Raw genomic sequence first — 15011 nt, 5'->3', positions numbered from 1 at the left:
AAGGAATGGGACATCGGTGAGTGCGACGAAGCGCACCGCGGCGATTGTCGGAGTGCACAACACCCGGCAGGGGCGGCGACTCGACGGCGAAACGTCGCGCGGCCTGGCGATCAAGGCGATCCTGGGCGCGCTCGACGATGCCGGCCTGACCCTCGACGACGTCGACGGCATCAGCGCGAGCCCGCAGTCGACCTCGTTGATCTACGACCTGCGTCTGGGCCCGGCCTGGCAGGGCCTGGCTTTCGGGGTCGGCATGATCACCGAGGCGGTCACCGCGATCGAGCACGGCATGGCCGACGTGGTGGTGCTGGTCGCCGCCCAAGCCGGCGAGTACCGCGACCACGAGGCCACCGCGCCGTGGACCCGGCCCGAGAACGAGTTCGTCGCGCCCTGGGGCATGTTCACCACCGCCGAGTTCGCACTCATCGCGCGGCGTCACATGCACGTCTACGGCACGACGCGCGAGCAACTTTCGATCGTCGCGGCGACCATCCGCAACAACGGGTCACGCAACCCCGAAGCCGTCTACTACCAACGCGGCCCGTTCGCGTCCGAGGACATCACCGCATCGCGGCCCATCGCGGACCCGTTCCATCTCCTGGACTGCGCGACCACCTCCGAAGGCGGCTGCGCGCTCGTCGTGGCCAACGTCGGCGCCGTCGACGTCAAGAGCCAACCCATCTACGTCCTGGGCAGCGGCGCGGACTTTCACGGGCCATCCTACCAGCACCCACCGGCGTACGACCTCGCCGGGCGGCGCGGCGATCACGTGAACGGTGTGGTGGGCCGGCGCGCTGCCGAGTGCGCGTTCAGCCACGCCGGGCTACGCCGCGATGACGTCGACGTGCTGGAACTCTACGACCCGTTCTCCTTCGAAATCATCCGTCAGCTCGAGGCTTTCGGCTTCTGCGGCGACGGCGAGGGTGGTCCGTTCGTCGCCGATGGCCACATCGCCATCGACGGCAGCCATCCGATCACCACCGACGGGGGAACCATGTCGTTCAGCCACGCGGGCTCCAACCCGCAGATGATGCAGCGCGCGATCCGAGCCGTTCAGCAGTTGCGCGGCCAGGCCGGTGATCTTCAGGTCCCCGATGCGCGTATCGCGTTGTGTAGCAACGGGGGAGCGGGGGCATTGTTCACGACGGTGCTGCTTCTGGGAGACGAGCCACGGTGACTTCTGACCCATTGCGACCCCAAACCGGTCCCGTGCCCCACGCGAGCAGCCATGTCAGCGTGCCGTTCTGGGAGGGATGCCGGGCCAATCAGCTGCGCTACCAGCGGTGCCGGGCGTGCGGCCTGGCGAACTTCCCGCCGACCGAGCACTGCCGCCAATGCCTTTCGGAGGACATCGACTGGCGCCACGGCAGCGGGCGTGGCGAGATCTACAGCTGGACGGTGGTTTATCGGCCGGTGACCGCGGAGTTCGAACCGCCGTATGCGCCGGCGATCGTCACGCTCGACGAGGGCTTTCAGATGCTGACCAACGTCGTCGGGGTGCCGCCGGAGGACGTCGAGGTCGGCCTGCGCGTGCGGGTGCAATTTCACGACGTCGGCTCCGACGTGACGCTTCCGTACTTCACCGCAGAAGGGACCGACAGTTCGTGAGTCCCCGTACCAGCAACGGACTTCCGGTCACCGCCTACCTGGTCCTGGGCGTGCTGGCGGCCAACGACGAGCAACTCACCGCCGGTGAGATCAAGATGCGCGCCGAACTGTCCGTCGGCCACTTCTACTGGTCGCCGTCGGTCAGCCACGTGCGGCGCGAACTGACCCGGCTGCTGGCCCGGGGAATGGTCAGCGAGATCGGCGCCCAATCCGGCAAGCGCGCCATCACCCTGTACGAGACCACCGAGGCCGGGCTGGACGCGCTGCGCCGCTGGGTGCAGCACTTCCCCGGTCAGGACCAAGTGGTCATCAAACACCCCGTCATCCTCAAGACCTGGCTGGCCCGCGGCGAGGACCCCGAACACGTCCTGGACACCCTGGACCGGCACCTCGACGCGACCCGGGCCCGGCTCGACGAGGCGCTGTGGTCGCGGCAGCGCTCCCACGAGCTCGGCATCACCGACGACCCCGAACAGCGGTACTCCTTCGCCGTCCTGGACTACGCGATCCGGGGGCTCTACGCGGAGATCTCCAACATCTCCCAGTTGCGCGACGAGATCGCCGCCGGCACAAGCCGCGATCCGGTCAAACGGGTGCGACGGTCGAAGGGGCAGATCCGCCGCCGGGCACCGCGGAGCCGCTGACCGCATAGGCCGTCCCACGGGATTCGCGCTCCCACAACACTTCTCCCTCGCCGACGGCGGGTCCCTGGGCGATCAACTGCCGCTTGAGCACCTTGTGGGTGGCGGTGCTGGGCAGGTCGGTCGCGATGCGCACGTAGCGCGGCCGGGCCTTGGGGGACAGGTCGGGCTGCGCGTTCAGGAACGTTTCGAAGTCGTCGGGCGCCAGCGTGTGGCCGTCGTTGAGCACGATGGCCGCCATCACCTGGTCGCCGACATGGCCGTCCGCGACGGCGTAGACCGCGGCCCGGCTGATCGCGCTGTGGCGCAACAGGATCCGCTCGATGGGCGCGGCGGCCAGGTTCTCGCCGTCGACCCGCATCCAGTCGGTTGTGCGGCCGGCCAGGTAGATCCAGCCGTCGGCGTCGCGGTACGCCAGGTCGCCGGACCAGTACATGCCGTGGCGCATGCGCTCGGCGTTGGCGTCCGGGTCGTTGTAGTAGCCGGTGAAGAAGCCCGAGCCCGCCGTGTTCACCAGCTCGCCCACCGCTTCGTCGGCGTTGACGAGGGCCCCGTCGGCGTCGAACCGTGCGGTCGCGCATTCGGTGACGGTGTCGTTGTTGTAGATCGCCACGCCGTCGGCGCCCCGGCCGATCGAGCCCTTCGGCGTGCCGGGTTCGCGGATCACGATGACGGCGTTCTCGGTCGACCCGAAGCCGTCCTCGACCTGCACGCCGAAGCGGCGCGCGAACTCCTCGATGTCCTTGTCGTTGGCCTCGTTGCCGAACGCCACCCGCAGCGGATTGTCGGCGTCGTCGTCGCGTTCGGCGGTGGCCAGGATGTAGGCCAACGGCTTGCCGACGTAGTTCATGTAGGTGGCGCCGTGGCGACGGATGTCGTCGAGGAAGTTGCTCGCCGAGAACTTCGCCGGCACGATCGCGGCGCCGGAGCACACCGCGGGCGCCCACCCCGCGACCACCGCGTTGGAGTGAAACAGCGGCATCGACACGTAACAGGTGTCTTGCTCGGTGAGGGTGAATCGCTCGGCCAGGCTGAGTCCGGCGACCGTGGCCATGAAGTGAGATACCTGCACCGCCTTGGGGTTTCCGCTCGTTCCCGACGTGAAGATCATCATGAAGGCGTCCATCGCGGTGACCTGCCGATGAGGGGACAGCTCGCCGGCGGTATCGACGAACTCGGCCCATTGCGGCGTCGAGGTGTCGAGGATGCGCGTGTCGGGCAGGTCCAGGCCGTCCAGGAGCGGGCGGTGTTCGGCGTCGGTCACCACGAACTGGCAGTCGGCGCGGCGGATGTCGGCGGCCAGCGCGTCACCGCGCCGGGTGGTGTTCAGGCCGCACAGGACGTAGCCGCCGAGCCCGGCCGCGGCCATCTGGCTCAGCATCTCGGGCGTGTTTCCCAGCAGGGCGCCGACGTGCGCCGGCCGTGTCGGATCGGCAGCGGCCAGCAGGGCGGCGGCCCGCGCCGTCGAGCCCTCCAAGTACTGCTGCCAACTCCATTGCGTGTCACCGTATTTCACCGCGATCGACGGGTCGGATAGGCGCTTGCGCAGCAGCGCTTGAATCGTGTCGTCAGCCATCGGTCCGATTCACCCTCACTCTGCCTACCCTACGAGACGAGACGGTCCGTCTTATAGTAGCGGTCCCGCGGCGAGCGGCGCGCCGCCTATCCGCCCACCATCATCAGGCCGCCGTCGACCGCCAGCAGTTGCCCCGTGATGAACCCCGAGCCGGGCCCGGCCAGGAAGACCAGCATCGGCCCGAGGTCGCGGGCGGGTTCCCCCAGCGCGCCGCCCAGCGGGATCATCATCTTCATCTGCTGGTCGATCAGGGCGGCGGCGTCGGGGCCGAGGAAGTCCCGGAGCCGGTCGGCGCCCGGCGTCTGCACGGCCGGGGCCAAAGCGTTGACGGTGATGTTGTCGGCGGCCCAGGCCTTGGCGGCACTGCGCGTCCACGCCTGGACCGCGCCCTTGGTGGCGGCGTAGACGGCCGAGATCGGGCTGCCCATAACGGCTTCCGACGAGCCGAAGTTGATGATGCGGCCGCCCTTGGGGTCTTGCTCCTTCATCACGGCATGGGCGGCCTGGTTGGTGAGGACGGTCGCCTTGACGTTGGTGTCCAACAGGAACGAGATCTCGTCGGCGCCGATGTAGCCGGGGATGCCCGCTTGCCAGAGCCCGACGGCGTTCACCAGCACGTCGAGTCCGCCCAGGTGTTGCGCCGCCGCGGTGACCGTGGCCGAAACGGCGTCGGGATCACGCGCGTCGCACTGGAACCACTTGGCGGCGAGGCCTTCCGGCGGCGGCGTCTTGTGATAGGTCGCGGCGACCTCGGCGCCCGCGCCGGTCAGGACCTCGACCGCGGCCGCGCCGATGCCGGTGGCGGCGCCGGTCACGAGGATCCGCCGGCCTTGCAGGACATTTTTCATGCCCGCGAGCGTAACGCCACGGCGAAATATCGCTTTCGAATTTCCGCCGTGGCGTTACGGCCGCGAGGCAGAAGACGTTACGCGCGCACCGCGACCGTCGACAGCAGCTCGGCGAGGCGGTCGGGCTGATCGACCATGGAGAAGGTCCGGGCCCCGGCGATCACCTCGAGGCGGGCGTTGGGAATGGTCGCGGCCAGCCGGGCGCCGTCCTCCTGCTCGAAGAACACGTCGTCGGCCGACCACGCGATGAGGGTCGGCCTGTCGAAGTCGTACAACCGCGTCGCCACCGTCGTCGTGATCTCGGTGCGCATGGAAAGGGTGAACTGGCGCAGGTCCTCGGCGACCGCCGGCAGCGAGAACGCCGGGCGCACCCACTGTTCGGTGAGGTCATCGATGTTGCGGTGCGCCAGGCCGTTGAACGCCCGCTTGCGCACCGTCGGCACCCGCATGGCCTGGGCGACGGCCCGGAACGTCGTCTTCGACTTGGCCGCCACGATCACCGGCTTGAGGATCGGCGGCGGAAAGTGTTCGAACGCATCGCAACTCGTGAGCACCAGCGCACCCAGCCGCTCGCGGTGGTGCACGGCCACCAATTGGGTGACGACGCCGCCGGTGTCGTTGCCGACCAGCACCACGTCCTCGAGGTCGAGCGCGGCCAGCACCTCGGCGACCATGCCGGCGACCCCGGTGATGGTTCGATCGGCGCCGCGACGCAGCGGTTCCGGGTGCGCGCCCAGCGGCCAGGTCGGGGCGATGCACCGCAATCCGCGGGCGGCCAGCCGTTCGCTGACCTGGCGCCACAGCTGACCTCCCATCATGTACCCGTGCACGAAGACCACGGGCCTGCCGTTTTCGGGTCCGGTTGCTTCGTAATGAATGGTTCCGGCACTAATGTCGATCGTCGACATATGAGGCTCCTACGTGAGAGATACACTTACAAACAGGCTGTCTGTTCGTAAGTTACCAACAGGTTGTATGGAAAGCAAGAGACGCACCCAGGAGGAGCGCTCCGCGGCGACCCGCGAGGCGTTGATCGCGGCTGCCCGCAAACTCTGGGGCCTGCGGGGATACGCGGAGGTGGGTACGCCCGAGATCGCGTCGGCCGCCGGGGTCACCCGCGGCGCGATGTATCACCAATTCGCCGACAAGGCAACGCTATTCCGTGAAGTCGTCGAGGTCGTCGAGCAGGATGTGATGGCGCGGATGGCCGTGGTGGTCGCCGAATCGGGGGCGGCGACGCCGACGGGCGCGGTCCGCGCCGCGGTCGATGCGTGGCTCGAGGTGTCCGCCGATCCCGAAGTGCGGCAACTGATCCTGCTGGACGCGCCGAGCGTGCTCGGCTGGGCGGGATTCCGCGACGTCGCGCAGCGGTACAGCCTGGGCATGACCGAGCAGCTGCTCACCGAGGCGATCCGGGCCGGCGAGTTGGCCGAGCAACCGGTGCGGCCGCTGGCCCACGTGCTGATCGGCGCGCTCGACGAGGCCGCGATGGTCATCGCCACCGCCGAGGACCCGGACCGTTCCCGCCGAGAGACCCGGGAGGTGCTGCACCGCCTCATCGACGGTATGTTCGACGCGCGCTGACGAGGAGTCAGTCACCGCGAACGTGCGCGACGCCGGCGATGACGCCCTGGATGAGCCGGTCGAGACGTTCGGGGTCATTGACGGCCGGCTGCCCCGCGACAAAGGTCAGCATGATCCCGTTGATGAAGGCCAGGGTGGCGGTGGCCTGGTCGTCGACCAACGCCGGATCCGGCGCGCTGCCGTCGGGGTGCCATTGGGTGACGACGTCGCGGGCCAGGGCGTAGAGCCGGTCCGCCGACTCACTAAGGGCCGCGGCCAGTTCCGGGTCCCGGCCCGCGAGCAGCGCCAGCTCGTAGCGCGCCTTGGCGCGGGTGAGCCAGGGTTCGCTGTTGACGTACATGACGATGCGGGCCAGGCCGGCGGTGCCGGTGAACTGGGTGGCGTGATCCTCGGCCAGTTCGGCCATCATCGAAAAGTCGGCGACGTCGAGTTCGGCCAGGCGGGTGGCCATGGCGTGCACCAGCGCCTTGCGGGTCCTGAAGTAGAACGATGTGGTGCCGGCCGGCACGCCGGCGTGGTCGTCGACCTTCGGGTGACTGACACCGTGCACGCCGTTGCTGCCCAGCAATTCGATCGCGGCGTCGGCGAGTTCGCGGCGCCGCTCAGGCGCGTTGTGCTTTCTGCGTGCAGCGATACGCCCCAGTTTATCGGCGCCAGCCTTGGCCGCGCGTTAGAACTGACCGCAGTTCGGCGTGGTGGTCTCCCCGTTGAAGCGGGCGGCGATCCATTGCATCGCCGGTTCGCCGTCGACCAGCATCGGCAGCGCGTGGTTGATGACGAGCTTGTTGAGGAAGGGGGGCTCTTCGTTGGTGCGGAATTCGACGTCGGCGTCCTGGGCACACCAGTCGCGTCCGAGTTGATTGGCCGCGGTCCACGGCACCAGCGGGTCGTAGCGGTTGCTGTCGATCAGCACCGGCGCGTTGGGTTTGTAGCGCCCGAGTCGCTGCGCCTCGAACAGGCTGTTGAACGGCTCCTCGTTCACCAATTGGTTGATGTCCTCGGTGAAGTAGGGCTGTATGTGGCGAAACATGAAGTCCAGCAAGGTCTGTCCGACGCACTGGCGCGAGACCGACTCCAGCATCGCGAGCCCGCGCGGGGTCATCTTGGAACGAATGATGTCGGCGAATTCCGGATAGGCGGCCATCACGCTGTTGAGGGCGTATCCGACGACGCCGACTAGGGCGCTGCCGTCGGCGTAGGGCAGTAGTTCCTTGAGGTTGGCGGGCGGCGCCCCGGCGTAGGTGCCCACGATGTGAAGGTCGGGCGCGTATTGCGAGGCGAGTTCGGCCGCCGACGCGGTCGCGCCGCCGCCCTGCGAGTAGCCCCAAAACGCCACGGGCCCATGCGGATCCAATGACGTGCCGGGCAGGCGCATGGCCGCGCGGGCGGCATCGAGCACGGCCTGTCCCTCGGCCACCCGGCCCACATACGTGTGCATCGACGCGGTGCCCAGGCCCTCGTAGTCGGTCATCACAATGGCGAACCCACGCGCGACCATGGTGGCGACGAACAGTTCCTCGTAGTTGAACATGATGTCCCAGCCACCCGAATAGTGGATGCCCTGGTTGAACATTCGTGACGGCGCACACTGATTGCCCTGGCCCTGGGTGCCCGGTGCGTAACTGATCAACGGGCGCGGGCCGCCGCCGGGCCAGTCGTTGTAGGGCTCGAAGTAGGTGCCCGTCACCGCGATGGGGTTACCCCGGGTGTCGGTGCTGCGGTACATGATTCGCGTGCCGGTCGCCATGATCGCGCCCAGCTGGCCCGACGGCTCGAGGACCAACCGCGACGGCTCGGTGCGGATCAGGTCGCCGGGCCGGCCGGGCGGCAGCGGATCCGGCGCGGCGTAAAAGTCCGCGTACTGCGGCTCGTCCCCGCCGTCGGCCCGCGCAATTCCGGCTCCCACCAGTGCCGAAGCAATTATCAGCAGTACTGTTAAAACTCCCCCGGCCCGATGCATTACGGAACGGTAACAATGGACCGCCCGCCAGCGGAAGAGCAATCTCTAATTTTTTAGAGATTGGTTGCCGGCTAACGATGATTCTGGGTGAAGAATTGCCGATGTGTCGGCGGCGTGGAGCGCCGTCGAGGGTGCCGCAATTTCGGCGACCTTTTCCGCCGAGGGCGCCCGGCCCGTCGACGCGCGCGCCCGGATCATCGACTGACGGAGCGCCTTGCGGGTAATGCGTTCCGGCGCAATCGCCTTGGAGAAGCGATGGCGGCGGATCCTGGGCAAGCGGAGCCGCGCGAGACGCTGAAGACGTTGGTGGGCAACGACACCGCGCCCCACGGCCGTCGTCAGGGCGTCTTGAGGAACACGTCGTTGAGCGTGACGGTGCGAAGGTTCCGGTCGCGGATGATGTCGACGAGCTGCGGATAGACGTGCGTCACCGGCAGATGGTTGAGGTGCCCGATGACGATGGCCTGCGGCGTGAAGTACTGATCGGCCATCTGCACGATGTAGTCCTCGGTGATCAACGTCGAATCCGAGAGCGAACCCGACCACAGGGTGGGGACCTTGTAACCGAGGTCGGCGGCCACGGCATCCACGGCGGCGTTGCGCTTGGCATAGGGCGGGCGCCAATAGGGTTTCGCGCCAATGCCATACGTCTTCTTCAAGAACGCGTCATTACGGGTGAGCTGTTCGGCGACTTGCTCTTTGGTCAGTGTGGTCAGGTCCGGATGTGACCAGGTGTGGTTGCCGAGCTGGATCTGCCCGCTGTCGACCAACGGCCGAAGCAGCTCGGAGTTTTCGGTCCACGAGTCGTAGACCCCGTTGACGAAATACGTCAGCCGCACGCCGGTGTCCTTGGCGAACTGCGTGTAGGCGCGCACCACTTCGCTGTTCACCCCGTCGTCGACGGTCAGCGCGAGCAGGTCACCTTCGCCCGGGATCTTCATCAACGCGCCCCCACCGGGCAGTGGGATGCGGGCGCTGAGCGGCGGGGGCGGCAGCAGGGCCTGTGGGGCGGCCGGGCCGGAGGTTGGTATGTCGACGCCCGGTGTCTGGGCGAACGTGCGCGGCTGCGGGTCGACGATGAGCCGCGCCGTCCCGACGCCGGCGACCACCGACGCGGCAAGCGATCCAAGGAATTGGCGGCGGTTCATGGCTGCGACGGGACGACGTCGATCACGGGGAAGCGCGGGCGCAGAAAAGACGAATTCGGCCCGGCGATTCGGAAACGGATTGTGGCGCGTTGCGTAACAAGCGCGTCCCCGTAGGAACCGCCGTGAGTGGAGAACACCGAGGCCACAGCAGCGAACCGTACCATTCGGAGACCCGATTGGTCGGCTGCGTTACGGGAGGGTCAGCTGTGAATTCTCGACGGCGGCCATTGCGGCCGCTTGAGCGAACCGACCAGCGGGAATCAATGCGGTTCCCCGGCGCCGCGTTGCGGCAATGGCACGGGTTCGGTACCGGGAGTTCCGAGGGTGGACGCCAGCCACGGCAGGGCGGTGGCAAACGCCTGGGCGGCAAACGGCCAGTCGTGCCTACCCTCCTGGGTGAGCACCGCACAGGAGATGCCATGCGCGGCGCCGACCGAGCACAGCGACTTCGCGGCGGCGTCCTGGCCCTCGGGATTGGCGGCGGAATCGGTGCTGGACGCGGCGAGGGTGGGTGTGAGAGGGGAAGGGTCTTGCTCGGCGACGTTGTGGGGTCCCGAGGAGACGGGCACGTCGAACCATCCGGACAAGCCGGTGTAGTGACCGTGCTTGGTCATGACGGTGACCGGGTCGAAGGCGGCCCACGCGGCCTGATCGCCGCCGAACAACCGGGCGACGGACTGGTCCTTGGACCCGACGTTGGGGCCGCGGTCGCCCGCGATGTCCACGAATGCGCTGAACAGCTCCGGATGCATGACGGCCAGGTCGACGGCGCAGGTACCGCCCATCGACCAGCCGGCGACGCCCCAGTTGGTGCGATCCGCGCTGACGCCGAAGTTCGACACCGTGAACGGGATGACGTCCTTGGCCAGGTGGTCGGCGGCGTTGCCGCGGGGACCGTTGACGCACTCGGTGTCGTTGTCGAACGACCCGGTCGGATCCACGAACACCAGCACCGGCGAGAACCCGTGATGCGCGGCGGCGAAGCTGTCGATGGCGGTGAAGGCGCCGCCGGGGCCCAGCCAGTCGGCCGGAGTGTTGAAGGCCGAGCTGATCATCATGACGGCCGGCAGCCGAGGCGGGGGATTGCTGTTGAACCACGCCGGAGGCAGGTAGACCAATTCCCGCCGGTGGGCGAAGTGGGAGGCCGAGGAGTCGATGTCGACCGGCACCACGACGCCCTTGGTCGGCCTCGTTCCCGCGATCTGCATTTCGGTGACCCGCAACCGGTCGATCTGGTCGGGCAACGGCACCGAGGTCAGTTGGTTCCACGCGGCAAGCACCGTGGGGAAGTAGCCGACCCAGCCATTCAGCGCCATGCCCGCGCACAGGACGCACAGCGGAATCGACACCACCGCCAGCCCGCGGCGCCACCAGCGCACACCCCGCCAGCCCACCAGGAACACGGCGGCGGCCAGGCCGCTCATCGCGATCCACAACCACAGCGTCGTCGGTGCCGGGTCCCCGGCCACGCCGAGCGAAGTGATGTACCAGCGCGACAGCACCGTCGCCGCGACGGCCGCGATCAACGCCACCGGCAGCACTCGCTTGAGCCAGCTTCGCGCGCGCCATTGGATCGCGACGATCAGCACGAGTAACGCCAGGCCCTGAACGGCGGGCGGAAACCAGCCATGCAGCAGGGACAGTTGCCCGAAGAACTGCTCCAACGGTCGTGACCTTTGCTAGATCGATCGCTGCGCGAGGGTGCGGTGATTGTCGTGATTGTCCGGGGGCCGGTCGGGGTCTCGGCAGACGGCGGCCGGACCCACTATCGCATACGACCGCGACCCGCCGGCCCAACGTTCGGCGCGGTTCACGCGTCGGTGATGACGCTGGTGAACGAGCGCAGCCGCAGGCTGTTCCCGACCACGAGAACGCTGGACAGTGCCATGGCGGCGCCGGCCAGCATCGGGTTGAGCATGCCGAGCGCGGCGACGGGGATCGCGGCGAGGTTGTAGCCGAACGCCCACACCAGGTTCGCCTTGATGGTGGCCAGCGTCCGCCGCGAGAGCCGGATCGCGTCCACGGCCGCACGCAGGTCGTCGCGGATCACGGTCAGGTCGGCGGCCTCGATCGCGACATCGGTGCCGGTGCCCATGGCCAGACCCAGGTCGGCGGCGGCGCCTTGGCCGCGTCGAGCGCGGCCGTCGAGGCGCAGACCGCGCTCGGTCAGCAGGCTCGCGCGCCCGACGACGACGGCATGACCGTCGACCGTGCCGTGCACGCCCATGCCGTGGACGCCCGCGAAGTCCGCGGGCGCGGGGAGCGCGCCGAGTTGCGCCGCGGCGGCCCGGGCGATGGCTTGCGCGATGGGGTGTTCGGAGGCGGCTTCCAGGCCCCCGGCGTACCGCAACAGCGTCGCGCGGTCGGTTCCCGACCCGTCGATCACATCGACCAGGGTCATCCGGCCGGTGGTGACCGTGCCGGTCTTGTCGAGCACGATCGTGTCGATCCTGCGGGTGGACTCCAGCACTTCGGGTCCCTGGATCAGGACGCCGAGCTGAGCCGCCCGGCCGGTGCCGACCAACAGGGCGGTCGGAGTCGCCAGCCCCATCGCGCACGGGCAGGCGATGATCAGCACCGCGACGGCCGCCGTCAGCGCGGTGGTGGGCGAGAAGCCCGCCGCGAGCCAACCGCCGAGGGTCGCCGCCGCGAGCGCCAGGACGACGGGAACGAACACGCCGGAGACGCGGTCCGCCAGGCGCTGCACCCGCGCCTTGCCGGATTGGGCCTGTTCGACGAGCTTGACCAACTGCGCCAGCTGGGTATCGTCGCCAATCCCGGTGGCGCGGACGACAAGCCGGCCCCCGGCGTTGACGGTGCCGCCGGTGACGGGGTCACCCTCGCCGACCTCGACGGGGACGGACTCGCCGGTCAGCATGGCGGCATCGACGGCCGAGGAACCCGCGACGACGATCCCGTCGGTCGCGATCCTTTCGCCGGGACGCACGACGAACTCGTCGCCGACCGCCAGCCGCTCGATCGGCAGCCGGGTCTCGCTGCCACCACGCAATACCCCGACGTCCTTGGCGCCCAGTGCCACCAGCGCCCGCAGCGCGTCCCCGGCCGACCGCTTGGCCCGCTTCTCGAAGTACCGCCCGGCCAGGACGAACAGGGTCACGCCGGCGGCCACCTCGAAGTAGACGTGGCACGGGGCGTCGTCGCGCCCGACGGTCAGCTCGAAGTCGTGCTGCATACCCGGCTGGGCGGCCGTCCCCAGAAACAGCGCGTAGAGCGACCAGAGGAACGCGGCCAGGGTCCCGATCGAGACCAGGGTGTCCATCGTGGCGACGCCGCGTTTGACGTTGGTCCAGGCGGCCGCGTGGAAGGGCAGCCCGCACCACAGCACGACCGGAGCCGTCAACGCCAGTGATGCCCAGTGCCAGTGAGGAAACTGCCACGCGGGAACCATGGCCATGGCGATCACCGGGACGGCCAGCACGGCGGCGGTGATCACACGTCGGCGCAGCGACGCCAGCTCGGGATCGCGCTCCGGCGAGCGTCGCGCCACGGCGGCCGCGTAGCCGGCCTTTTCGACCTCGGCGATCAGCATCCGCGGGTCGTACCCGGCGGGGGCGCTGACGGCGGCCTTCTCGGTCGCGTAGTTGACGGTGGCGGCGACGCCGTCGAGCTTGTTGAGTTTCTTTTCGATCCGGGCCGCGCAGGAAGCGCAGGTCATCCCCGTGATCTCAAGCTCGATGGGGGGTGTGGTGGCGGCCGACGCGTCGTCGGCGGGCAGGGCGCCCTCGTCGATGTGCCGTGGGGGCGTGCTCATGCGACCAGGACGGCCTCAAAGCCGGCCTCGTCGACCGCGCCGAGCACGACGTCCGCATCGATGGGCAGCGCGCTCGTGACGACGAGCCGGCCGGTGTCGGCGCTGACCGTCACGCCCTCGACGCCGGGGATTCGGGTGACCTCGCTCTGCACGGCGGCCTCGCAGTGCGCGCAACTCATCCCGCTCACCCGATATTCGCTGGTGGGCATGCCGCTCCTTCTCGATACCCCGCTGCCGTCTTGACCCCACCATTGTGCCTGCCCGGGGGTTCGGGCTACTGGCGCAGGTGTGACCCGCCGCCGATGTACCACACCTGGCCGGTGATCCACGCGGCGTCGTCGGACAGCAGGAACGCGGTGATCGCCGCGAGATCGTCCGGCCTGCCCAGCCGGCTCGTCTTGCCGAACGTCAGGAAGGCCTGCTGCAGCGCGACGTCGTTCTGCCGCTCCTGGGTTTCGCCCATCACCAGGCCCGGCATGACGCCGTTGCTGCGGATGTTGTGTTTGCCCCAATTGACGGCCACGTGCCGGGTCAGGTGGTTCACCGCGGCCTTCGAGGCGCCATAGGCGACGTGCAGGGGGTCGCTGCCCAGGGCGGCGCCGGACGAGGTGTTCACGATGCTGCCCCCACCCCGGGCGAGCAGGTGCGGCAGGACGGCGCGGATCGTGCGGACATACCCGAGCAGGTTGACGTCGAGCGTGCGCTGCCAGACGTCCATCTCGGTATCGAGGATCGTGGTGTCGCGTCCGAGGTTTTCCTCGGACAGATCGGCGCCCACGTTGTGCAGGCCGTCGATGGCCCCGAACTCTTGCAGCGTCGTCTCGACGAGGCGCCGCACGGATCGTTCGTCGGCGAGGTCGAACTCGACGGCGATCGCCCGGCCGCCGGCCGACTCGATCCGTTCGGCGGTGGCGGTGGCACCCGCGATGTTGTTGTCGCCGATGGCAACCCGAGCGCCTTCGTCGGCGAGGCGTTCGGCGGTGGCCGCGCCGATCCCGGTGGCGCCCCCGGCGACCACGAATGTCTTGCCGGCCAGGCCGCGCATCACACGTACCCGACGCCGATGTCGACCGAAACCTGGGTTGCGGTAACCAATCTGGATTGGTCGGAGGCCAGCCAGGCCACGGCGTCGGCGATGTCCTCCGGCTGCGCAATTCCTTCGGGCAGCAGCGGTTTGTGCATGCCCCGCAGGTGCGGGTAGTCGTCGGCGGCGGCTTGCAACGCTTCCCGCATCCGGCCGGTGCCCATCGGGGTGGCGACCGCGCCGGGGTTGAGGCTGTTGACGCGAATGTTGTACCGGCCGAGCTCGGCGGCGAACGCCCGCGCCATCCCCACGACGGCGTGTTTGCTTGCGGTGTAGTGGATCATGAACGACTGCATCTTGATGCCGGCCGCCGAACCGATCAGGATGATCGAACCGCCGCGGCCGCCGTCGATGATGTGCCGCACCCCCGCCATCACGGTGTTCCAGGTGCCAATCACGTTGGTGTCGATGGTGTCTCGGAAATCCTGCGCGGTGATCCGATCCCAGGGTGCGGGGCTGCAGATCCCGGCGTTGGCGACGATGACGTCGAGCCGGCCCAGCTCGCCGACCGCCTCATCCACCGCGGCCGCCAGCGCGTCCAGGTCGCGGATGTCGGCTTCGGCGGTCACGATCCGCCGGCCGTTCGCGCTCACCAGCCGCGCGGTTTCGGCCAGATCGTCGGGCGTCGGCGAGTCGTAGGGGACGCTCGGCGGCAGCGGCCCGGCGAGATCGATCGCGATGATGTCGGCGCCGTCGGCCGAAAGGCGCACGGCGTGTGCCCGGCCCTGTCCGCGCGCGGCGCCGGTGATCAGCGCGACCTTTCCCGAGAGTGGCTGGCTCATGTCTGGTG

At 68.8% G+C, this 15011-nt stretch carries 15 protein-coding genes; 4 read left to right on the top strand and 11 right to left on the bottom strand.

Going from position 1 to position 15011, the window contains the following annotated elements; all coding sequences use genetic code 11:
- Positions 1–16: 16 nt before the first annotated feature.
- The 3 genes from AC0KS4_RS24465 to AC0KS4_RS24455 are packed head-to-tail and all read left to right on the top strand — an operon-like array spanning position 17 to position 2252.
- Positions 17–1177, top strand: a complete 1161-nt coding sequence (locus AC0KS4_RS24465) for a thiolase family protein (RefSeq protein ID WP_238957212.1) — start codon at positions 17–19, stop codon at positions 1175–1177.
- A complete protein-coding gene (locus AC0KS4_RS24460) occupies positions 1174–1608 on the top strand; it encodes a Zn-ribbon domain-containing OB-fold protein (protein ID WP_238957211.1) in 435 nt (144 codons plus the stop codon). The genes AC0KS4_RS24465 and AC0KS4_RS24460 overlap by 4 nt, the downstream gene beginning before the upstream one ends.
- A complete protein-coding gene (locus tag AC0KS4_RS24455) occupies positions 1605–2252 on the top strand; it encodes a PadR family transcriptional regulator (protein WP_238957210.1) in 648 nt (215 codons plus the stop codon). Before AC0KS4_RS24460 ends, AC0KS4_RS24455 begins: the two co-directional genes overlap by 4 nt.
- Here AC0KS4_RS24455 and fadD1 read toward each other — a convergent pair.
- From fadD1 to AC0KS4_RS24440, 3 genes are all read right to left on the bottom strand, one after another.
- The gene (fadD1, locus tag AC0KS4_RS24450) at positions 2194–3825 is read right to left on the bottom strand and encodes a fatty-acid--CoA ligase FadD1 (protein WP_238957209.1); all 1632 of its coding nucleotides are present in this window, start codon (positions 3823–3825) and stop codon (positions 2194–2196) included. The two genes, AC0KS4_RS24455 and fadD1, sit on opposite strands and share 59 nt — an antisense overlap.
- 86 nt (positions 3826–3911) lie before the next feature.
- Positions 3912–4673 (bottom strand): SDR family NAD(P)-dependent oxidoreductase, encoded by a 762-nt coding sequence (locus tag AC0KS4_RS24445; RefSeq protein WP_238957208.1) that lies wholly within the window; start codon positions 4671–4673, stop codon positions 3912–3914.
- Positions 4674–4750: 77 nt separating this feature from the next.
- Positions 4751–5581 carry an alpha/beta fold hydrolase gene (locus tag AC0KS4_RS24440; RefSeq protein ID WP_238957207.1) on the bottom strand — a complete coding sequence of 277 codons (831 nt, stop codon included), beginning with the start codon at positions 5579–5581 and terminating at the stop codon, positions 4751–4753.
- Between the two features lie 67 nt (positions 5582–5648).
- Between AC0KS4_RS24440 and AC0KS4_RS24435 the strand changes: the two genes are divergently transcribed.
- Complete coding sequence (locus AC0KS4_RS24435) at positions 5649–6257, top strand: TetR/AcrR family transcriptional regulator (RefSeq protein WP_225327941.1); 609 nt, start codon at positions 5649–5651, stop codon at positions 6255–6257.
- A 7-nt stretch (positions 6258–6264) separates the two neighbouring features.
- Here the strand turns inward: AC0KS4_RS24435 and AC0KS4_RS24430 are convergent, their stop codons facing one another.
- From AC0KS4_RS24430 to AC0KS4_RS24395, 8 genes are all read right to left on the bottom strand, one after another.
- On the bottom strand, positions 6265–6900 hold the full coding sequence (locus AC0KS4_RS24430) for a TetR/AcrR family transcriptional regulator (RefSeq protein WP_275254627.1): 636 nt from the start codon (positions 6898–6900) through the stop codon (positions 6265–6267).
- A 27-nt stretch (positions 6901–6927) separates the two neighbouring features.
- Complete coding sequence (locus AC0KS4_RS24425) at positions 6928–8217, bottom strand: lipase family protein (protein ID WP_225327939.1); 1290 nt, start codon at positions 8215–8217, stop codon at positions 6928–6930.
- 338 nt (positions 8218–8555) lie between these two features.
- Positions 8556–9365 (bottom strand): polysaccharide deacetylase family protein, encoded by an 810-nt coding sequence (locus tag AC0KS4_RS24420; RefSeq protein WP_225327938.1) that lies wholly within the window; start codon positions 9363–9365, stop codon positions 8556–8558.
- A gap of 260 nt (positions 9366–9625) precedes the next feature.
- Positions 9626–11029 carry an alpha/beta hydrolase gene (locus tag AC0KS4_RS24415; protein ID WP_238957205.1) on the bottom strand — a complete coding sequence of 468 codons (1404 nt, stop codon included), beginning with the start codon at positions 11027–11029 and terminating at the stop codon, positions 9626–9628.
- Between the two features lie 146 nt (positions 11030–11175).
- Positions 11176–13137 (bottom strand): heavy metal translocating P-type ATPase, encoded by a 1962-nt coding sequence (locus AC0KS4_RS24410; protein WP_238957204.1) that lies wholly within the window; start codon positions 13135–13137, stop codon positions 11176–11178.
- Entirely contained in the window at positions 13134–13346 is a 213-nt protein-coding gene (locus tag AC0KS4_RS24405) for a heavy-metal-associated domain-containing protein (RefSeq protein ID WP_225327936.1), read from the bottom strand. Before AC0KS4_RS24405 ends, AC0KS4_RS24410 begins: the two co-directional genes overlap by 4 nt.
- Before the next feature lie 65 nt (positions 13347–13411).
- A complete protein-coding gene (locus AC0KS4_RS24400; RefSeq protein ID WP_238957203.1) occupies positions 13412–14182 on the bottom strand; it encodes an SDR family NAD(P)-dependent oxidoreductase in 771 nt (256 codons plus the stop codon).
- Positions 14182–15003 (bottom strand): mycofactocin-coupled SDR family oxidoreductase, encoded by an 822-nt coding sequence (locus AC0KS4_RS24395; RefSeq protein ID WP_225327934.1) that lies wholly within the window; start codon positions 15001–15003, stop codon positions 14182–14184. Before AC0KS4_RS24395 ends, AC0KS4_RS24400 begins: the two co-directional genes overlap by 1 nt.
- Positions 15004–15011 lie beyond the last annotated feature (8 nt).

This window comes from Mycobacterium sp. NTMscope_MAC_12, assembly GCF_976985675.1.
This window is presented reverse-complemented; position numbering and strand designations above follow the sequence as displayed.

Bases quoted from the DNA above. Each gene is read 5' to 3' on its own strand.
- AC0KS4_RS24425 (WP_225327939.1), bottom strand. From the start codon at position 8,217: ATGCATCGGGCCGGGGGAGTTTTAACAGTACTGCTGATAATTGCTTCG.
- AC0KS4_RS24420 (WP_225327938.1), bottom strand. From the start codon at position 9,365: ATGAACCGCCGCCAATTCCTTGGATCGCTTGCCGCGTCGGTGGTCGCC.
- AC0KS4_RS24395 (WP_225327934.1), bottom strand. From the start codon at position 15,003: ATGAGCCAGCCACTCTCGGGAAAGGTCGCGCTGATCACCGGCGCCGCG.
- AC0KS4_RS24405 (WP_225327936.1), bottom strand. From the start codon at position 13,346: ATGCCCACCAGCGAATATCGGGTGAGCGGGATGAGTTGCGCGCACTGC.
- AC0KS4_RS24445 (WP_238957208.1), bottom strand. From the start codon at position 4,673: ATGAAAAATGTCCTGCAAGGCCGGCGGATCCTCGTGACCGGCGCCGCC.
- AC0KS4_RS24435 (WP_225327941.1), top strand. From the start codon at position 5,649: ATGGAAAGCAAGAGACGCACCCAGGAGGAGCGCTCCGCGGCGACCCGC.
- AC0KS4_RS24410 (WP_238957204.1), bottom strand. From the start codon at position 13,137: ATGAGCACGCCCCCACGGCACATCGACGAGGGCGCCCTGCCCGCCGAC.
- AC0KS4_RS24440 (WP_238957207.1), bottom strand. From the start codon at position 5,581: ATGTCGACGATCGACATTAGTGCCGGAACCATTCATTACGAAGCAACC.
- AC0KS4_RS24400 (WP_238957203.1), bottom strand. From the start codon at position 14,182: ATGCGCGGCCTGGCCGGCAAGACATTCGTGGTCGCCGGGGGCGCCACC.
- fadD1 (WP_238957209.1), bottom strand. From the start codon at position 3,825: ATGGCTGACGACACGATTCAAGCGCTGCTGCGCAAGCGCCTATCCGAC.